This window comes from Kiritimatiellia bacterium (genome assembly GCA_026417735.1).
GTDB lineage: Bacteria > Verrucomicrobiota > Kiritimatiellia > PWTM01 > PWTM01 > CAACVY01.
Map to the genome: position 1 here is coordinate 61352 of JAOACR010000021.1, position 18294 is coordinate 79645.

Consider the following 18294-nt stretch of genomic DNA (forward strand, 5'->3'; position numbering starts at 1 on the left):
CGGTGGCAATGGTCGTGGGGGTAGTCGTGTTACGGGATTGGCAACAGCGATCGGTGGAATGCTCGCGCCGGTGTTCACCGACATCAGAGGGCCGTGCTCCGCGCTGCAGGGAGAGCCGCTTCGATGCGCCAGTAGGGGAGGGCGGTCGCGCAACGCCGTTCTCGGATGTTCCATCCCAGACGTTCAAGCAATCCGGCGATTTCCTGCACGCTCCACACCCGTCCCTGCGGGCTGGTGAGCCGCATGTTCAGCGAAAAGAGTGCCGCCATCGGATCAGCACGGTCTCCGCTGCTCATGAGGTCCACGATGATCAGCCGGCCGTTGGGTTCGAGATGAACGCGGAGACGGTCGAACAGATCGGCGGCACTCTCTGGCGACTCCTGATGCAGCGTGCCGCAGAAGAGAATCGCCTCATAGGGCCCCCCCCACTCGCGATGCTGCCGGTAGTCGGCGGGAAGAAAGCAGAGGCGGCTCGCGGCGGGGGAGGCGGCATGGAGTTCGCGGGCGATTTCGAGGACGGGCGGAAGGTCGCTGAGGGTGATCCGGAGGCGGGGATCGCGTTCGGCGAGCAGACGGCTCAGCGTACCGGGGCCGGCGCCGACATCCAGGAGGGTTTCGACGGGCCCGGGGTCGGCCAGCGGCAGCAGCTGGTCGGCGAGCGCCATGGCGCGGCTATGCATCGCCAGCACGAAGCGGCGGGTCTGGTCCGTGTCGCCACCCAGATGACGTCCCGGCTCCGAGGGGGGGCGGCCGGTGCGGACTGCGTGCGCGAGCCGGGCCCACAGCGGAAACAAATCGCGATTGATTGCGAGCGCAGGCAGGAGCGAACGCGGCGAGTCCGGGTTCAGATAGACCTGGAGTTCCTGAGCCGGTTGCCATCCGAGCGGTGTGGTGTGGACGACGCTCAGCGCCGCCAGGGCGCGGAGCAAGTCTTCCAGGTGCGGCCGGCTGCACCCGCATCGGTCGGCGATATCGGCGGTGGTTCGGGCGCCGGCGGCGATCGCCTCGAAAACGCCCAGCTCGACTGCGGCGACCAACGCGGCAGACGCCCAGTAACCGGTGGCGAGGTTCATCAGACGGGTGAGGCCCTCGTCGGTTCCGTCGAGGGCACGGGCGTTGGTGGGGCGGTGGGTCGTCGTCACGTCCCGCATTCTAGTGGCCTACCGTCGGGGCTCCAAACAGGTTGGTTGAGTGTGAAGGTTCGTGATGCTCTGCCAGAAAGGGGCGGCGTCACGGCCGGCCCGTTCCAATCGTGTGACAGCGACCGTGGGGAGGGGTATAAGAGGGCATGCTGTTGTCCACGACGCTGCGACTTTTTCTCGACGGTCTGGGGCGCCGCGAAGAGTACGAGTACTATCTGCGCAAGTTTCAGACCGCACCGGGCACGTGTTTTGCGGCGATCGTGCCGGATGACACCGCAGTCGCGGAGTTTCTGCAGGCGGTGGAGTTTGACCTGCAGTTTCTGCTGAAGCTGGAGTTGACCCCGATTGTGCTGTTGTGCGGCCGTGAGGCGGCGGCGGCGGCGCGCGCGATGGAGTCGGCAGTGCCTGCCCTGATGCGATGGGCGCCGGCCGCTGGGGAAGGTTGGACGCGCGGCACGGCGGACCGTCTGGCGGAGTGTCGTGCGCGGCGCGGGGGGCTGATCCTGGAGATGCCGGCGCGAAGCCGGCTCGAAGCGCTGCTGCCCATGATTCCGGACCTCGTGCGCCGCGTCCAGTGGCTCCGGAGCCGCGGCATGTTCCGCGCGGTGGACGGTACTCCGGTCACACTGCACCTGTTGCAGGGCGAAAATGATCAGGAGCTTTCGGCCGACGATGCCGCCGACGAGGCGCTGTGTGTGGCGAGCGCGGCGCTGGACCGATATCCGTCACTGCATTTTTCGGTTGCGTCGCCGCTGGACCTTCTGCGGGAGCTGTTCACAGTGCGGGGCCGCGGAACGGTGATCCGGCGCGGCAGTCGGATCCTTCACGCATGCTGTTTGGAGGGGGTTGACGTGCACCGGCTGGTGGCTGTGCTCGAAGAAGCGTTTGGGCGGCGGCTGATCCGCCGAGAATGGTTGGCAGCGGTCAGCGATGTGTACTACGAGGAGCAGTACCGCGGGGCGGCGGTGCTCGAGCGCCATCCCGCAGGGCGCTATGTGTCGAAATTTGCGGTCGGTATGGCCGCACGGGGGGAGGGTCTTGCGCAGGAGCTGTGGCATCGGCTCCGGCGCGAACACGCCGCGTTGTTTTGGCGTTCGCGCGCCGACAATCCCATCAACGGATGGTATGACCAGCAGGCAGAGGGACGGCTACGGGGTGCGCGATGGCATATATTTTGGCGCGGAGTCCGTATCGAAGACATTCCTCGCATTGTGGAGTACTGTTACAGTCGCCCACCGGACTTCGAGGAGGGGGGGGCGGGCGGTGCTTGAGCGAGGGATGGCGCCGAGGGGAGAGAGGGGCGGATGTCGTCAGGGGGGCTGGGGCGCCCCGTTGGGTTCTCGCGGATCAAGACCTAGGAGGCGGGCGGTTCGCTCGACATGGGATCCGCGCCAGTAGAGGCGATCGCAGCTCTCGCACCGCCACAGAGAGGGGTGACGTTCGCGCACTCGGGGCGGTAGCCGCGCTTCCATCGCAGGGGATGGATCGGCGGGTACGAGCGGGTGGTTGCAGACTGCGCAACGACTGAACGCCTGCGCCGAAGGATCCAGCCGCAGCCGGCTGACGAGCTCGCGGAACTGCGGGAGCGGCGTTGAGGCGGTCAGGCGGACCCACTGGGTGGGGGCTGGAAAGTTATCGCGGATGTGGCTGTTGCAGGTTACGAACACTCGCTGCTCGGCGTTTGCCAGTCGGATCAGGTCCCGCGTGCGGAGTGCGGGGTTCCACACGGCATCATAGCCGCACAGACGCAGCCAGCGGCCGAGCCGGATTAGCATGTGGTCGATCACAAATGCGGGTGGAGAGGATATGGTCGGATGCGGTGGCGCAGCGTGGCAAGGCGACGGCATTGGGGCTCAGGCCGATGGCTCGGCCCCCAGGAGGTGCTGTCCGCCATCGACGAAAAGGACTTGGCCGGTGATATAGCGGGCACGAACGAGGAACAGTACCGCCTCCGCGACCGCCTCCGGTGGAATGGGGCCACCGAGGGGGATGCGGCCGGCGCGATCGCGCAGGTAGTGGGCGCCCTCACCCGGCGGCGGCAGCACCGCGCCGGGGGCGACCGCGTTGACGCGGATGCTGGGGGCCCACGCGAGCGCCGCCGACCGGGTTGCCGCTGCCAGCGCCTTTTTTGAGAGCTCGTAGGGTACGCATGTCGGGTCGACACTCGCGATCCGCCGGTCCAAGAGGTTCACGATCACGCCGGTGCGGACGCGTAGCGCGAAGGCCTGCATCAGCAGTACAGGCGCGCAAAGGTTAACCTGCAGCTCGGCGTCCAGTGCAGAGTCCGTGACCGCCCCCCAGCCATGTTTGTGGAACACGGCCGCGTTGTTGACCAGAATTGTGAGCTGGCCGGCCCGGGCGAGCGCTTCGCGGATGAGATCGTCGGGGGCGGCGGGATCGGCGAGGTCTGCGGGGATCGTCCAGGCTTGCGCGCCTTCGTGGTGAAGTTGCGCGGCCAGTTCGCGAGCTGCGTCAGCCGACCGGCGGTAGTGGATGACCACGTGAGCGCCCGCCCGGGCCAACGCAAGGGTAACGGCACGGCCGATGCGGACCGCTCCGCCGGTCACCAGCGCCGTATGGCCAGCAAGCTCCGTCATCATCGGGGTTTCGGCCGAACTATCGGACGTAGGCAGTCCACTGGCAAGCGCACCGGCCGCCTCTGGCCGTCGAGGCTGATGCATTCAGACCAGTCCGAGGGAGAACGCAGTGACGAAGCCGGCGCTCAAGACGCCCCAGACCGTCAAGAGGGCCGAGCCAAGCCGCGGCCACGGAAAGTGTGGGCGCGCCAGCACCGCCATCGGCACCACGTTCGCGTACACCCGCAGAAAGTCGATGTGATAGCCGAGGATGTGCAGCCGGGACAGGAGGAAGAATCCCAGATAGGCGAGTGCGCACAGCGTGGGGGGGGAGACTGGCCGTTGGCTCACTGCAGCGGTGACCAGCAGCACGAAAGTTGCACTGATCGCGGCGAAGGCGACGGCATCGAACAGCCATTTTGCGCTCACCGGGCTTGCGATGATGTCCGCGAACTTCGCGAAAATACCGGCGCACGGCAGGCCGAAGCTTTCGGTCACGCCGAGCGAGCTGCGGTGAGCCGGCAGGTGGGCGAGAACGAACAGGTTCCATGCGATTGGCGGCGTTGCGCCGGCGAGCGCGATGGCGACGTGCCGCCAGCGGCGTTCAGCCAGCCACGGCAGGACGAGGATCCCGGCCGTGAGGAGCATCGTTTCGTGTGCGAGGGCCGCCAGGCTGTAGCAGAACGAGAACAGCGCGGCGCGGCGGCGCACGGTTGCGGTGATTGCGAGCAGCAAGAACACTGCGGCGAGCAGGTCGGCGGTGGTGAACAGAAGGGCAATCCAGTGGCCGGGCGAGGCCAGCACCATCAGTGCGCTCCACGGCGCGACGGATTGCGCGTGCAACAGCCGGGCGACGATCGCTACGATCGCGACGTAGCAGACGGCGTTGATCGCGATCAGCGCGTACGGAATCGCGGGGCGGTGACCGAAAGTCACCAGATGGCCGAGCAGTGGGAACAGAATCCGGCGGTAGCGGAATCTCGGATTATCCAGCGCGGCGCGACTGCCCGGGTGGCGCAACGCCGGATCGAGTGCGATGGCGAGGTACATCTGGCCGTCGTACCCGACTTCTCCCCGGGCCAGAACGTGGGGGGGCGGCGTGACGAAGGGAGAGTGGGGGCGCTGGCTGCCGATTCGATAGAAGCCCAACACCTCGCCGCGGAACGTGACCTGCCAGTTCCAGCCGAGCACCGCGGTGATGATCGCGGCCGCGACCGCGATCGTTCCGAGTGAGGTGTTGGCCGCGGCTGGCTTCACTTGCGCGTTCCTCCGACCTGGCCGCTGACACTAACGAGCGGCCGGCTGCTGAGTCAAGGGGACGGGACGATGATTCCGCGCGGTGAACCCTTCGGCCGCAGGGAGTGGGCGCCGCGCAGCGTCGCATCCGAACCGGTGCGAGACGGGCCGCCGCAGAGCCACCCCCGCAGTGGCGGCGGTGGGGGTGGCTTGCGAAGCACGGGTGAAGGGGATTCAGTACTGGTGCGTTGAGAGGAAACCCGATGAGCACGGACAGGCACATTGTGGACAGTCGCGCGATCGAGCATCTGATGTCGTTTCTGCGGATCGAAGGGCTCAGCGGTGACGAGGGGAGGGTTGCGCAGGAGGTTCGGCGGCGGCTGCTCGCGGCGGGCTGTCCGCGGGCGGCAATTCTCGAGGACGACGCGGCGCGACGCCTGGGTGGGCGGTTTCGGCAGGGAAACCTGATCGTGCGGCTGCCGGGCACACGGAGAGGGCCGCGGCGATTGTTTTTGGGTCACATGGACACCGTTCCGCTCTGTCGTGGTGCGGTGCCGGTTCGACGGGGCAACCGGATTGTTGCGCGGGGTGCGAGCGCGGTACGGGCAGACAACCGCACGGCGGTGGCGGCGCTGGTGACGGCCGCGGAGGCGCTTTTGCGCAGCGGTACGGATCACGGGCCGATCACACTGCTGTTCACGATCGGAGAGGAGATCGGCCTGTATGGGGCGAAGGCGGTGCGGCCCTCCGATCTGGGGCGGCCGGCGATCGGCTTCAATCTGGATGCGGGCGATCCGGCTCGAGTGATTGTTGGCGCGATTGGTGCTTCACGGTGGACCGCGGTGGTGCGCGGCCGGTCGAGTCACGCGGGCATGTGGCCCGAGAGGGGGGTGTCGGCGATGTTGGCAGCGGCCCGCGCGATCGAGCGGGCGGCAGCGGAGGGGTGGTTTGGAAAAATCGAGCGGCGCAGGGGGCGCGGCACCGCGAACGCGGGCATCATTGCCGGGGGGGAGGCGACAAACCAGGTGACGGACCGGGTCGACGTTCATGGTGAGTGTCGGAGTCACAGCGCCGCGTTTCTCCGCCGGATTGTCGCGGCGTGGCGCCGCGCATTCGAGCGCGCGGCGGCGTCGGTCCGCAACGTGCAAGGCGATCGGGCGAGCGTTGAGTTTTCCGAGCGGTCGGACTATCGCGCGTTTCGTCTTTCGCGCAGTCATCCGGCGGTCCGGACCGCCATCCGCGCGGTTCGGGCGATTGGTCTTTCGCCGGTCACCGAGGTGGTCAATGGTGGTTTGGATGCGAATCCTCTTGTCGAGAAGGGGATTCCAACGGTCACGCTGGGCGCCGGCCAGCACAACGCGCACAGTGTCGAGGAGTACGTGGAGCTGTCGGAATATTTGGCGGGCTGCCGGCTGGTGTTCGAGCTGATGAGGCAGCCGGGCTGAGCGGCCGTTCGCCCGGTGGCGCGGCGCCGCTTGAGGCCGTTGTTCGGGGACGGGATGATGGGCGGGATGGATGCGTACTGGGTGGCAGGTTGCGTGTTGGCCGGCTACTGGCTGGGGTCGGTGCCGTTCGCGTACCTAATCGGGCGCGCGCATGGAGTGGACATCCGACGAGTCGGCAGTGGGAATGTGGGGGCAACGAATGTCGGGCGGACCTTGGGGTGGGGGTGGGGAGTGCTGACATTCGTGTTGGACACGGCGAAGGGGTGGGTGGCGGCGGTCGGTTCGCCGTGGGTCGGCGAGCGGATGGCCGCGGCTGCGTCGCCGCCATGGTTGGGGCTGCTGTGCGGGGCGGCGGCGGTCGCGGGGCACATTTGGCCGATATGGCTGCGATTTCGCGGAGGGAAAGGGGTTGCGACCTGTGCGGGGGTGTTGCTGGGGGTAGCGCCGGCGGCGGCGGTGGTGGGGGTGGCGACGTGGGCGGTGGTGTTCGCGATGCGCCGGATAATTTCACTCGCCTCGTTGGCGGCGGCGTTGGCAGTGCCGCTGGCCGCCTGGGTGGTCTATGCGCGGGTTGATGTGTGGCGTCCCTGGGCGCTGACGGTGCTCGGCGCGTTGGTAGTCTGGCGGCACCGTTCAAACATTCGGCGTTTGCTGGAGGGGACGGAGCCGGCGATCGGTGTGAAACGGGCCGGCGAGGGGGGTCAGTAACTCATGGCGCGGGCAGCGGTGATTGGTGATGGGGCGTGGGGGACCGCGCTGGCGCTGTGTCTGTGTCGCAACGGTCACCGCGTTTGCGTTTGGGGGCCCGACCCCGACCTGATTGCGGACACACGGAAGAGTCGGGAAAACCGTCGGTTTTTGCCGGGGGTGCCGCTACCGGATGCGATCGAGTGGACGGCCGAGCCCGCCGAGGCAGTGCAAAAAGCGGACGTGGTCGTGTTCGCGGTGCCCTCTCGTTTTGCCGCCGCGGTGCTCGCACGCTTTCGCCCGGCCGGCCCGGCCGGTCCGTTGTGGTTGAGTGTGACGAAAGGGCTAGATCCGGAGCGGGCGCGCACGATGAGTGCGCTGATTGCGGCGGTGATGGGAGAGGTTGACATCGCGGTGATGTCCGGACCGAGCTTTGCGGACGAGGTGGCGCGCGGCGTGCCGACTGCGGTGGTGGTCGCGGCGGCCAAGCGGCAGGTGGCGGAGACGGTGCAGCGGTGGTTCGCGCAGCCGACTTTTCGCGTGTATACGAGTGATGACGTCGCGGGTGTGGAACTCGGAGGGGTGCTGAAGAACGTCGTGGCGATCGCGGCGGGGGCTTGTGACGGTCTGGGGCTGGGCGAGAACGCGAAGGCGGCGTTGGTCACGCGCGGGTTGGCTGAAATGATTCGCATCGGGGTTGTGCTGGGGGCGCGGCCGGAGACATTCGCGGGCCTGAGTGGCGTCGGGGACCTGATGCTGACGTGTTACGGGCGGGCCAGCCGGAATCGCACATTTGGTGAACGGCTCGGGCGCGGTGAGCGAGCGGTGGATCTGCTGCGCGGCGCCGCGCCGACGGTGGAGGGCGCACTGAACTGCCGGCAGGTGGCGACTCTGGCTCGCGAGCATGGAGTGGAGATGCCCATCGCGGAGGCGGTGCGCGATGTGGTGGAGGGCGTGCTGACGTGCCGCGAGGCGGTCGACCGGCTGCTGCGTCGGGAGCCGAAGCCCGAGCAGTCGATGGTGTCGTTCGCGGGTGGAGGGCGGTGACGCAGGGACGATACGGGGAGGTCAACGTGCTGGCGAAACGGTATCGGTGGGCGTGGATCGCGGAGATTGCGGCGGTGGTGCTGTGCGCGGGGGGCTGCGGGGGAGGCGGGAGGCTGCTGCGGACGACCCCCGACGGGCGGCCGATTTCCGGTCTGCAGAACTCCGAGCGGGAGGTGCAGGCCTTTGTTCGGCGCGCTGTGGATCCGCGAGAGCTGGCGGTGTCGGTGGTGATCGGTGAGGGCGACGTGCCCGTTTTCATCAATGCACATCGGCCGCAACCGGGGCTTGACGCGGTGGCGGTGTTCATCTCGCCCGAGTACTCGCGGCTCCCGTTGATCGAGGGATCGTTGGAGGGGCGTGCCGCAAAGCTGCTGGTGGATCCGACCTCGTCGGCCAACTGGACCTCATTGGACCGCGCGCGCGCGTACGGGCTGCTGCCATTGGGTCCGCCGCTGGTGTACGGGGTGCCGGAGCATGTGCCGGATTCGAGCCGGGGCGCGCTGTGTGCGGCGCGGTCGCTGGTGGTGGACCTGGTGCCGGTGAACGCGGTGCTCTTTTATGCGAGGCCGCTGCGGGGACCGCTGTGGCCGCTCAGCCGTTCGGCGGATGCCCAAGATGCCGATGTGGTGTTGGGTTGGAGTTTTCTGCGTGCCTTTGAGTGGGTCCGCTGGGAATTTCCCGCCCGGCGGATGTTGTTCTCCTCGCGGCCGGAGAGCGAGCCGGAAGGCGCCTCTGGCGCGACGCTGGCACGGTTGCGGCTCGAGCCCGGTTACAACGCGCCAGTGGTCAAGGGGACGGTGGAAGGGCAGACGCGGCTGCTGTTGCTGGATCTCGCCGGAGAGTTTGAGATCGCGATGGCGGCACCGCCGCCCGCTCCGCTGCGCCAGGTGACCGTCGGGGATCTGGTGCTGCGTGAGCTGCGGCCGGCGGCGCTCGGCGACCTGGGTCTGGGGTTTCCGGAGCTGACACGGCTGGGGCTTCGAGCGCTCGGTCGGTATGTGATTGTGCTGGACAATCACCGGAACGAAATTCGCATCGAGCGCCCAGTGACGGAGCCGTCCGCCGAACCCTGAGGCCGACGGTCGATCCGTGCGGTGCCGGTTTCCGTGTTATTGGCTTGCGTGCGGCGTGCTGACGGCGCTGGCGGCATGCCGGCAGATTGGGGAACCGGCGGCGCCGTGGATGCGGGGGCCGAACGCCGACCGCGGCGCGAGGGTGATGGCGGGGAGCAGCGGGGCGAGGGGGCCGGCGGCCGACGGCGTCGTGCTCTACTGGGAGGGCGGGCCGAACGGCGCCGACGCGCCGGTGGTCCGCGTAGCGGTGAACGGTCGGCTCGTGCTGGCGCTGGTGGATACCGGTTCAACGATCACGCTCCTGGAATCTTCGGCAGCGCGGCGGTGTGGTGTGGCGGCTGCGGCCGACCCGATGAATGGCGCGACCAACAAGCTGACTCCGTGGAGCGGACAGGGCCTTGGCGCTTCCTTTTGCGCGACGGCCGCACGAATCCGAGAGCTCCGGCTGGGCGACTGGCTGCTGACGAACGTGCCGGTCGGTATCGCCGATGCCGGTGGAGATCCGACGCGGCCGTTTGCGGGCGGTCGCAGCCGGGCGGCGGAGCTGATTCTGGGAGTGGACGTGGTCAGAGGTGCGGGACGGCTGGGTTGGGATGGACGACGCGGCGCAATCGTTCTGGGCGGCGCTGCGGTATTGAGGGAGACGGAGACCGCGGTGGCGATCCCGCTGGTCGAGAACTCGTGGCTGCCCGTGTTGAGGATCGAAGTGGACGGTCGTTATCGGATGCATGCGGTGCTGGACACGGGGAGCGAGTTCGCGCTGTACGTGCCGGGTCCGCTTTCCCGGACGGTCGGCCTGCCGCCTCCCCGCGGGCGGGCGGTGCTCGCCCACGGGATGGGGGGGCGCGTGGTCGCTCACGCGGCGGGGGAGGTGGAGCTTTCGGTGGGGGGGATGGGCTGGGGGAGAGTCCCGTTATGGATTGGCGCGACGGGTCAGGGCCACGCTAACCTGCCGTTCGCGCTGATCGGGCGGGGGGCGTTTGAGCGCCGGCGGTGGGTGCTCGACTTCGAACAAGGGCGGTTGTGGGTGGTTCGTGAGGGCCGGGAATAAGTGGCCGTCGTCGCCGCGCCGGCCGCATGGCGCCGTTGTGGTCAGACGCCGTTGGACTTCATTGTGCGCTCCAGCTCTGCGAGTCCCTCAGGGGTGCCGATGTCGTGAAGGGGCGGTGGTGCTTCGATGCCGAGCAGACAACGCGCAGCAGCCCACCGGGGAAACCAGTCCAGCTCGATGGAGCTGGGGCGGTCTGCCGGGATGGAGGCGACCGCGCGTTGGGTCATTGCGTAAGCACCGGCATTGATCCAGCCGGCGCCCCCCGCCCCTTTTTCGGCGAAGCCGCTGATGAATGGACCGTCGCGGCGCACGGTACCGAATCGGGTGGCGTCGGACACGGGTGTGATGGCGATCGCGGTCCAAGGGTTGGGCATCCGCACCAGTTCGCGCTCCAAGGATTGGAGGTTGAAATTGGGCAAGAGCGAATCGCCGTTCAGCACCAGCACCCGTTCGAATGGCGTGAGGGCGGCGAGCGCTCCGGCCGCATGCCGGAGGCCGCCGCCGGTGCCCAGCGGTGCGGGTTCCGCCGAGAGTGATATGTCGAGCGGGGGACTTTCGGGGTCGACCGGAATCTGCCAGCGCGCGGGCGTTGCGTTGGAGCCCGCGACGCGCTGGGCCGTTGCGTCGAGCCACGCAACAAGGCGGTCGGCGAGATGGCCGGCAGCCAGATGGATCCGACGGACCCCCTGGCGGGCGACCCATTCCAGCTGCCACATCAGGAACGGCCGGCCTGCCACCGGCACCAGCGCCTTTGGGGTGTTGGGGAAAAGCTGGGCCAGGCGCGTCGCACGTCCTCCGCAGAGAATGATCAGTGGGCAGCTCACGGCGGGGGACGGCGGGCAGCGACGAGCCAGCCGTCGCGCAAATCTGGCAGCAGTGTGCCGAGCAAGTGTTCGAGGAGCAGGTAGACACGCATCGCCGCGTTGCGCAGCGGGCGGCCCGCGGAGAAGAACGCGTTGGCCAGATAGGTGATGTGTTCGCGGCGGAGCGGCTCGAGGCCGGCCAGCCGGCACAGCGCCTCGAATTCGCCGGCGGTGAACAGATGAATATAGGGGTACGTTGCGCATCCGCCGACGTCCTCCGGCACGGGGAGGTGAAAGGGGCTGCGGCCCACCGCGATGAGGAAGCGGTTCAGCAACGACGTGAGGTTGGGAGAGGTGGCGACGAGCAATCCACCAGGCACGAGCACGCGCCGGATCTCGTGCAGTGTGGGCAGAAGGGCATTGGGAGGCAGATGCTCGGCGACTTCGGAAAACGATATCGCGAGGAACCCTGAGTCCGGGAACGGGATGCCTTGCCGGGTCAGATCGGCCTCGGTGAGCTCGACCTTTCGCTCGCGGAGCAGGGCGTCGAAGTCCGCCTGGTAGAGGGCGTGTCGGCGGGGGATGTCGAGGCCGTGCCACTGAATTTGCGGCACGAACTCCTGCAGCAGCAGCAACAGTGTTCCTTCGCCGACGCCGACCTCGAGGCCCCGGCCCGTCGGGGCCGGCAGTTCGAGGTCCTGGAATGCGGTGATGATCGCCCGGTACCGGTTCCACATTCCGCGGTAGGCCTCCGGGTGTACACGGACGGTGCGCAAGGTGGGATCCAGCCGGGTGCACAGCGCGTGCACGCGCCGCACGTCCGCGGCGCAGATTCGCGGCGGTCGGCAAGGTTGGGGGGGCGGAGTTTTCATCCGGTGGTGGTGGTCAGGCGCACGGCGGTGCGTCCCGCGATCAGAGCGCGCAGGTAGTACACTGTGAACACGTACATTGCTGCGATCGCAAAAGGCGGCACCGCGATGAGGCGCCAGCCGCGGACCTCGCGCCAGACGGGGGCGCTCCATAGCGACGCGAACGCCAGGACCACCAGAGGTGCCCACGGCCAGGCGGGCGGCACCAGTGTCGCGAGGCAGGCCACGCACAGCATCGTCCGCGCCACCAGGTGCCGCAGATAGCCGGGCTCGTGTTCGAGATGCCGCAGGTAGACGGGCACGGTTGCGCCCATGCACTCCGCGTTTCGCGCGTACTTCCGTAGCAGGCCGAGCGGTGTGTGGCGGCGGCCGTAGCCGTGGAGATGTTCGACCTCCACGCCCGTGTCCGCGAGCCGCCCTTCGCGCAGCAGGCGCACGCGGAAGTCGAAGTCCTCCCCGCCAAACGGGAACCTCGCCTCGTCAAAGCCGCCGATTTTCTCGAAGATCTCCCGGCGGACGCCGTTGAACTTCGTATCGAGGTCGTGTTCGCAGCGCAGGCGCTGATAGCGGGCCAGAAACACCTGGCCCCAGAAGTCGTAGCGATAAAAGTCCTCGCCGGCGCCCAACCCCGTGAAGGTCGTCGCGACCACGGTGGGGTCGTCGAATGCGCGGAGGACTTTCAGGAGTGCTTGCGGATCGCGGATGCGGACATCCGCCTGCATGAACAGCAGGATCGGCGCGCGGGCGGCGCGCGCGCCGTCGTTGCGGGCATGGTTCATGCCCGTGCGACCGGCCGGGGATGAAAGAATGCGGACCTCGGCGCGCCGACCGAGCGGGTGGCTGCGGATGACCTCCACCGAGGGATCCGTCGAATGCCCGTCCACGAAGATCACCTCGAACGGCCGGTCGAACTGTTGCCTCGCGAGCGAGTCGAGGGCGAGGGGCAGCGTGGTGGCCTCGTTACGGAACGGAATGACGATGGAGATTGCGGGGGCGGGAGCTTCGGACATTGCCATCAGAGTTCGGGCTCCCGCAGCACGAGGGTTGCGCCGGTTTGCCCCAGCCGGACGGGGACCTCCTGGAGGCGGGCGAGGGAGTTCCGGATCCGGCGGTGGCGGGCGGGTTCGGCCATGATCAGCAAGAAGCCCCGGCCGCCGGCACCCAGCAGCTTGCCCCCGAGTGCTCCGGCGGCGCGGGCGGCGGCATAGGCGGCGTCAATCTCGCGGTTGGAAATGCCGGTGGCAAGGCCGCGTTTCAAGGTCCAACCTTCGTGCAGGAGACGCCCGAAGGAGGTCCAGTCGGCCGCCAGCAATGCGGCCTCGCCAAGCTCGACCAACTCGGTGAGGCGCCGCAGCGAACGCGTGTTGCCGGGCATCCGTCGGCGCTGTTCGGCGAGAATGTGCTGCGCGGAGTCCTCGCGCCCGAGGTAAAAAAGGAGGAACCGCTGTTCGAGTTCCGTCAGCGCCGCCGCGGGCAGACCGACGCGGTGCACCCGCACCCGATCGCCGGGACCAAAGTCGAGCCGCAGCAGGCCGCCGTAGGCGGCGAAGTACTGGTCTTGATGGCCGCCCGCGTCGCCCACGCGCACCCGTTCCACTTCGATCGCCTCGCGGGCGAGATCCTCCGGGCCCACCCGGTCGCCGCGGAACGCATGCAGCGCATAGAGCAGCGCCACGGTGAACGCGGATGAAGAGCCGATGCCGGTGCGGCCGGGCAGGTCGGCGACGTGCGCGATCTCGACCCCTCCGCGCGTGGGCACCAGCCCGAGGCATTCTCGAATCAAGGGGTGCTGGAACTCCCTCGGCACGTCCACCAGCTCGGTCTTCGAGTAGCTGGCGCGGTAGCGGTGGGCGAAGATCGGGTTCAGACGGTGCAGCGCAATGTAGGCGTAGCGGTCCAGCGTAACGCCCAGCACCGCGCCCCCGTGCGCGCGGTAAAACTCCGGAAAGTCCGTGCCGCCACCGAAGAAGCTAATGCGGAACGGCGCGCGCGCGATGATCATCGTGGGATGCCCCCCGTGCGGCGGCACTCGTCGAGAAACCGCCGGACCGATTCGCGGGTGGACGGGGGCGGGCAGTAGCGCCGCAGCGTATCGAGAGAGATTTCATATCGCTCCACCGGCAGCATCCCGCCGACGTGTGCCGGAGCGTCGCGGCCCAGCCACTCGGCGACTTCCCGGAGCGTGACGATGCCCTCCCCGGCCACGTTGATCACGCGTTCCTCGACGCCCCGTTCAATCAGGTCGAACAAAATCCGGGCGAAATCGCGGGTGTCCAAGTACTGATACGCCGAGGCCAGATCCACGCGCAACGGGGCACCGGTCAGCAGGTCGTAGATGGAGTTCTTCCAAAGTCGGGGCCCGACGAACCCCCCCATGCGTAGAATCAACCAGCGGCGCGCATCGTGACGCACGATCTGTTCCGCAAGCCACTTGTGAAACCCATACTGGGAGAGCCGTGAGGATTCGATCGGCGAGTCTTCCGCCGTCGTCGCCGGTGAGGACGGATCGGGATAGACGTCACAGGAAGACAGGTGCACGTACTGCGCGCAGCGGAATTCGTGGAGCGATCGCTGCACGCTGCGGACGGAAAGATCGAACTCAAGCGCAGGATCCTGCGTGGCGAGGTATTTTCTCGAATTGCCGTTTGCGTTGATGAGCAGCTCGCTCGTTGCGCCTCGGGCGGCGTCGTAGTTGTCCTTGTCCACCGCCAGCAATTCGAATCCCCGCCGGGCAGCCTCCGCCGCCACCGCGGAGCCAACAAAGCCGTGCGCGCCGAGCACGACGCATCGTCGGCCCCCTTTCATAAGCGGACGTTACCCTCCCGACGGGCCCGTTCGAACCAGGCGACGGTGCGCCGCAACCCCTCCTCCAGCGAGGTGGAACAGCTCAGCCCTAGCGCGCGCAACCGCGACACGTCAAAGATTTTGTCCATCTGCCCGTCCGGTTTCGAGGTGTCCCAACGGATCCGGCCTTGGAACCCGACGACGCGCGCGACCGTCTCCGCCAGTTCGCGGATTGAGATTCGCGTGCCGGTCGAGATGTTGACCGGTTCGCTGGAGTCATAATGGGCGAGGAACCAGGGGATGGTCGCCGCGACATCGCCGGCGTAGACGAAGTCTCTGGTTGGTCGGCCGGTGCCCCACGCGACGACTTCCGCGTCACCGCGGTCCCGAGCTTCAATGTATTTGCGGATTAGCGCCGGGATCACGTGCGCCTGGGTGAGGTTGAAGTTGTCGTGCTCGCCGTACACGTTGCCGGGAATCAGCACGACGGAATTGAAGCCGTACTGTGCACGGTAGGCCCACGACTGGACGAGCAACACTTTCTTCGCGACCGAGTAGCCGGCGCTTTCGATCTGAGGAAAACCGTTCCACATCTGATCCTCGCTGATCGGTGAAACCGCACGAGCGGGATAGGAACAGCCGCCGATCAACGTGAGGAACTTTCGCACACCCACACGGAACGCGGCATGGAAGGTTGCGGTGTTGATCGCCAGATTCTCGTAAAAATAGTCCGCTGGTCGGAGGCGGTTGTCTTCGATGCCGCCGGATTTCGCGGCGAGGTGGACGACGGCGTCGGGCCGGACATCGGCCAGCAACCGATCCGCGGCATTGGGCTGCAGCAGGTCACAGTCGCGCCGGCCGACGGCGATGATGTCGGCGGTCGGAAAGCTGCTGCGCAGTGCCGGTACGATGTGGTGGCCCAGGAAGCCCGTGGCACCGGTGACGAGGATCCGCTGAAAGGGAGTGCTCATTGTCGCGCGCGGTGAGATCGGCTGCTCGCGAGCCTGCAGTGACGTTCTTTGTCGCTTGCTCGCGCGGGTCGCTGGCCAATTCGCGCTGGCCGGCAGGCGCCGGTTGTGCGGCCGGCGGAGCGGTGGGACGGCCAGAGCGCCGGCGCCGTCGCGCGTTGCGGCCGCTCGAGCGTGGTGAAAAACCGCTCAGACATTGGAAAAGCGGGGGCCACGGAGAATCTGGTATCCCTTGATCAGTTCAGCGATGCCCTGCTGGAGCGACACCTCTGGGCGGTAGCCGGTGGCTTCGATTTTCGCATTGCTGACGATGTAGTTCCGCTGATCGGGGTCCCGGCCGACGGGGGCCTCCATGATCGTGAACTCCGGCACCTGCTTCTTGATTTCGAGACAGAGCTCGAGCTTGGAGAGGTTCGCATCGCTGAGGCCCACGTTGTAGGCCTGCCCGGCCATGCGGTCGATGTTCTCCAGCGCGTGCAGAAATGCGCGGGCGACGTCGCGTACGTGGATGTAGTTGCGCTTGAAGTGCGCCTCAAACAGCACCACAAAACGGTCGGTGACGGCGCGCCAGGTGAAGTCGTTCACGAGAAGGTCGAGGCGCATGCGGGGGCTGATGCCGAACACGGTGGCGAGCCGAAGTGAGACGCTGTTGCCGGCCTCCAACACGAGACGTTCGGCTTCGACCTTGAGCCGGCCATACAACGAGACGGGACGAAGCGGTGACTCTTCGGTGCATTCGATTCCGGTCTCGCCGATGCCGTAGCCGCTGTTCGTGTTTGGGAAGACGATCCACTGGTCGGAGCGCCGCAGGCGGATCAGCGCGGCAATCGCGTCCAGGTTGATCGCTCGGGCTTCCGCCGGCCAGCGGTCGCAGGCGGGCGCACCGACGATGCAGGCGAGCGGGAGGATGGCCTCCACGTCCGAGTCGAGCAGCCGTCGCAGCAGCGGCTCATCGCGCGCGTCGCCGCGGACGAGCTCGAAGTTCGGATGGTGGCAGCAATCGAGCAGCGAGGTTTGCTGATAGAGGAAATTGTCGAGCACGGTGACGCGTCGGCCGGTGGCCAACAGCATCGGCACGAGTACTGAGCCGATGTAACCGGCGCCGCCGGTGACGAGCACGTGGCGAAAGCGAGGCGCGCTCATGCGCGCCAGAGTAGCGGCCGTGGCGCTGCTCTTCAACCGGCTTGGCTGGATCGCAACCGCCGGCCGGGTTGGGGTCGGAAGCAGCGACCGTGAGGGCTCCCTCGTCGGTGGGGGGCGCGATTGGAGGTGCAGCTGAGCCGGGGTAGAGTGAGATGGCCATGTTGAGCGTCGACATCCGTGCAGCGTTGGTCCAGCAGGGGGCGAACGTCGTGGAGACGTTCGACGGGGGGCGGATCGAACTGCCCTTCCGCCGGCCGAAGCCGGTCGTGGGCTTCCTGCTGGTGGGGGCGGGCATCGTCGTTGCCGCGTTCATGCTGATGTGGATCATCGCTCCTCTTCGCGCGGCGCTGGCCAGCGAGGGCTCCGTCCGGTGGGTTGCGGTATTCTTCGGCATACTCGCGCTGCCGGGGCTATTGCTCGGAGCGGCGCTCATCGCGGCGGGTGTCGCGATTTATCAGGGGCGTTCGCGGACCATTCTTGAGGTTGGTCGTGGTCATCTTCGCCTGACGGAGGAGTTTCTTGGATTCCGCCACACGTGGAGCCGGCGGCTTGAGCGAATTCGCGGCTTTTCCTGGGAGAGTGTCGGCGGGGGGACCTCCGCCTCGAGACCGCCGGCTCGCCTGTCCGGCTCGGTAGCGCTCCTGGCGGGTGTTGTGGGCGAAAAGCCGTTGTGCGTCGCTCCGTTCTATCCGGCGGGGCTGTTGCGGCCTTTGGCGGAGGCGCTGGCTCAGATGACGGGGCGGCCCGTTGCGGGGGGTGCCGAGGCGGCGGATTGCAGTGATGGTGTGAGAGGAGCGGCGGCCATCGAACCGGAGCCGCCCCCGCCGGTCCACACCAAGGTGACCGTGGTCGAAGGGCCGGAGGGGATTGCGATCGACGCGCCGCCGGCGGGGCTGTTACGTGGCAGCCACGGTCTGATCATTTTTGCAGCCATGTGGCTGGTGTTCTGGGGACTGATGGCCTGGGCCGCGCTGGCCGCGGGCGGTGGGATGGGGCGAATGTTCCTTCCTGTACTGCTTTTTGGCGGCGTGGGCGTGGCGCTGTTGCTCTGGTCGGTGCAGCTTGGTCGGCAGCGCGTCTTGATTGCCGCAAACGCGTCGGTGTTGGCGGTACGTCGTCGTGGTCCCCTTCGAAATCGCGAGGAGCGGTATCCGCGTACCGATCTGGCAGCGGTTCGGTGCGGGCCGAGCGGCATCGAGGTGAACAAACGGCCAGTGATGGAGTTGCAGTTCCATTTTCACAATCGGCCGAAGGTGGGATGCATGTCCCACTTGTCGGAGGAGGAACTGCGCTGGTTGGCGGCGAAACTGCGGCGCTGCCTTGGGGTGCCCGAGGTGGCCAGTGCATGGGGGCCAGAGGGGGACGCCGCGGCGATCGGGCGGTGAACGAGGGGGTCATGCCGCGCTGGGGTTCTGCCCAGGTGGGCGGGAGGGCGCGAGCGGCCGCAAGTCCGAGAACATCGGCATGGAA

General features: G+C 67.6%; 18 protein-coding genes. 7 read left to right on the top strand and 11 right to left on the bottom strand.

The window, feature by feature from the left end; translation table 11 throughout:
* Positions 1-83: 83 nt before the first annotated feature.
* The gene (locus N2652_11150) at positions 84-1142 is read right to left on the bottom strand and encodes an acetylserotonin O-methyltransferase (protein MCX7819740.1); all 1059 of its coding nucleotides are present in this window, start codon (positions 1140-1142) and stop codon (positions 84-86) included.
* A gap of 146 nt (positions 1143-1288) precedes the next feature.
* Between N2652_11150 and N2652_11155 the strand changes: the two genes are divergently transcribed.
* Complete coding sequence (locus tag N2652_11155; protein ID MCX7819741.1) at positions 1289-2413, top strand: hypothetical protein; 1125 nt, start codon at positions 1289-1291, stop codon at positions 2411-2413.
* A 39-nt stretch (positions 2414-2452) separates the two neighbouring features.
* Here the strand turns inward: N2652_11155 and N2652_11160 are convergent, their stop codons facing one another.
* The 3 genes from N2652_11160 to N2652_11170 all read right to left on the bottom strand — a co-directional run bounded on the left by N2652_11160 (position 2453) and on the right by N2652_11170 (position 4975).
* Positions 2453-2989, bottom strand: a complete 537-nt coding sequence (locus N2652_11160; GenBank protein ID MCX7819742.1) for a Mut7-C RNAse domain-containing protein — start codon at positions 2987-2989, stop codon at positions 2453-2455.
* A 6-nt stretch (positions 2990-2995) separates the two neighbouring features.
* Complete coding sequence (locus N2652_11165) at positions 2996-3742, bottom strand: SDR family oxidoreductase (protein MCX7819743.1); 747 nt, start codon at positions 3740-3742, stop codon at positions 2996-2998.
* 81 nt (positions 3743-3823) lie between these two features.
* Entirely contained in the window at positions 3824-4975 is a 1152-nt protein-coding gene (locus N2652_11170) for a hypothetical protein (protein MCX7819744.1), read from the bottom strand.
* 242 nt (positions 4976-5217) lie between these two features.
* On the opposite strand from N2652_11170, the gene N2652_11175 reads away from it, so the two are divergent.
* The 5 genes from N2652_11175 (at position 5218) to N2652_11195 (ending at position 10257) form a co-directional block, all read left to right on the top strand.
* Positions 5218-6399: a M20/M25/M40 family metallo-hydrolase gene (locus tag N2652_11175; protein MCX7819745.1), complete on the top strand. Its 1182-nt coding sequence runs from the start codon at positions 5218-5220 to the stop codon at positions 6397-6399.
* Between the two features lie 66 nt (positions 6400-6465).
* A complete protein-coding gene (gene plsY / locus N2652_11180) occupies positions 6466-7107 on the top strand; it encodes a glycerol-3-phosphate 1-O-acyltransferase PlsY (GenBank protein MCX7819746.1) in 642 nt (213 codons plus the stop codon).
* Positions 7108-7110: 3 nt separating this feature from the next.
* Positions 7111-8133 (top strand): NAD(P)-dependent glycerol-3-phosphate dehydrogenase, encoded by a 1023-nt coding sequence (locus N2652_11185; GenBank protein MCX7819747.1) that lies wholly within the window; start codon positions 7111-7113, stop codon positions 8131-8133.
* Positions 8130-9206, top strand: a complete 1077-nt coding sequence (locus tag N2652_11190) for a hypothetical protein (protein ID MCX7819748.1) — start codon at positions 8130-8132, stop codon at positions 9204-9206. The genes N2652_11185 and N2652_11190 overlap by 4 nt, the downstream gene beginning before the upstream one ends.
* A 55-nt stretch (positions 9207-9261) precedes the next feature.
* Positions 9262-10257 carry a retroviral-like aspartic protease family protein gene (locus N2652_11195; GenBank protein MCX7819749.1) on the top strand — a complete coding sequence of 332 codons (996 nt, stop codon included), beginning with the start codon at positions 9262-9264 and terminating at the stop codon, positions 10255-10257.
* Between the two features lie 41 nt (positions 10258-10298).
* Here N2652_11195 and N2652_11200 read toward each other — a convergent pair whose 3' ends face one another.
* The 7 genes from N2652_11200 to N2652_11230 all read right to left on the bottom strand — a co-directional run bounded on the left by N2652_11200 (position 10299) and on the right by N2652_11230 (position 16824).
* A complete protein-coding gene (locus N2652_11200; protein MCX7819750.1) occupies positions 10299-11081 on the bottom strand; it encodes a sugar phosphate nucleotidyltransferase in 783 nt (260 codons plus the stop codon).
* Positions 11078-11869, bottom strand: a complete 792-nt coding sequence (locus tag N2652_11205) for a class I SAM-dependent methyltransferase (GenBank protein MCX7819751.1) — start codon at positions 11867-11869, stop codon at positions 11078-11080. The genes N2652_11200 and N2652_11205 overlap by 4 nt, the downstream gene beginning before the upstream one ends.
* 59 nt (positions 11870-11928) lie before the next feature.
* Entirely contained in the window at positions 11929-12939 is a 1011-nt protein-coding gene (locus N2652_11210; GenBank protein ID MCX7819752.1) for a glycosyltransferase, read from the bottom strand.
* Positions 12940-12944: 5 nt separating this feature from the next.
* Entirely contained in the window at positions 12945-13931 is a 987-nt protein-coding gene (locus tag N2652_11215; GenBank protein ID MCX7819753.1) for a hypothetical protein, read from the bottom strand.
* Entirely contained in the window at positions 13928-14734 is an 807-nt protein-coding gene (locus N2652_11220; protein MCX7819754.1) for an NAD(P)-dependent oxidoreductase, read from the bottom strand. The genes N2652_11215 and N2652_11220 overlap by 4 nt, the downstream gene beginning before the upstream one ends.
* Positions 14731-15684, bottom strand: coding sequence for a GDP-L-fucose synthase (locus N2652_11225; protein MCX7819755.1), 954 nt, complete (start codon positions 15682-15684; stop codon positions 14731-14733). Before N2652_11225 ends, N2652_11220 begins: the two co-directional genes overlap by 4 nt.
* A gap of 186 nt (positions 15685-15870) precedes the next feature.
* Positions 15871-16824, bottom strand: coding sequence for an NAD(P)-dependent oxidoreductase (locus tag N2652_11230; GenBank protein MCX7819756.1), 954 nt, complete (start codon positions 16822-16824; stop codon positions 15871-15873).
* Positions 16825-16982: 158 nt separating this feature from the next.
* On the opposite strand from N2652_11230, the gene N2652_11235 reads away from it, so the two are divergent.
* A complete protein-coding gene (locus N2652_11235; protein ID MCX7819757.1) occupies positions 16983-18209 on the top strand; it encodes a hypothetical protein in 1227 nt (408 codons plus the stop codon).
* The last annotated feature ends 85 nt before the right edge of the window (positions 18210-18294 follow it).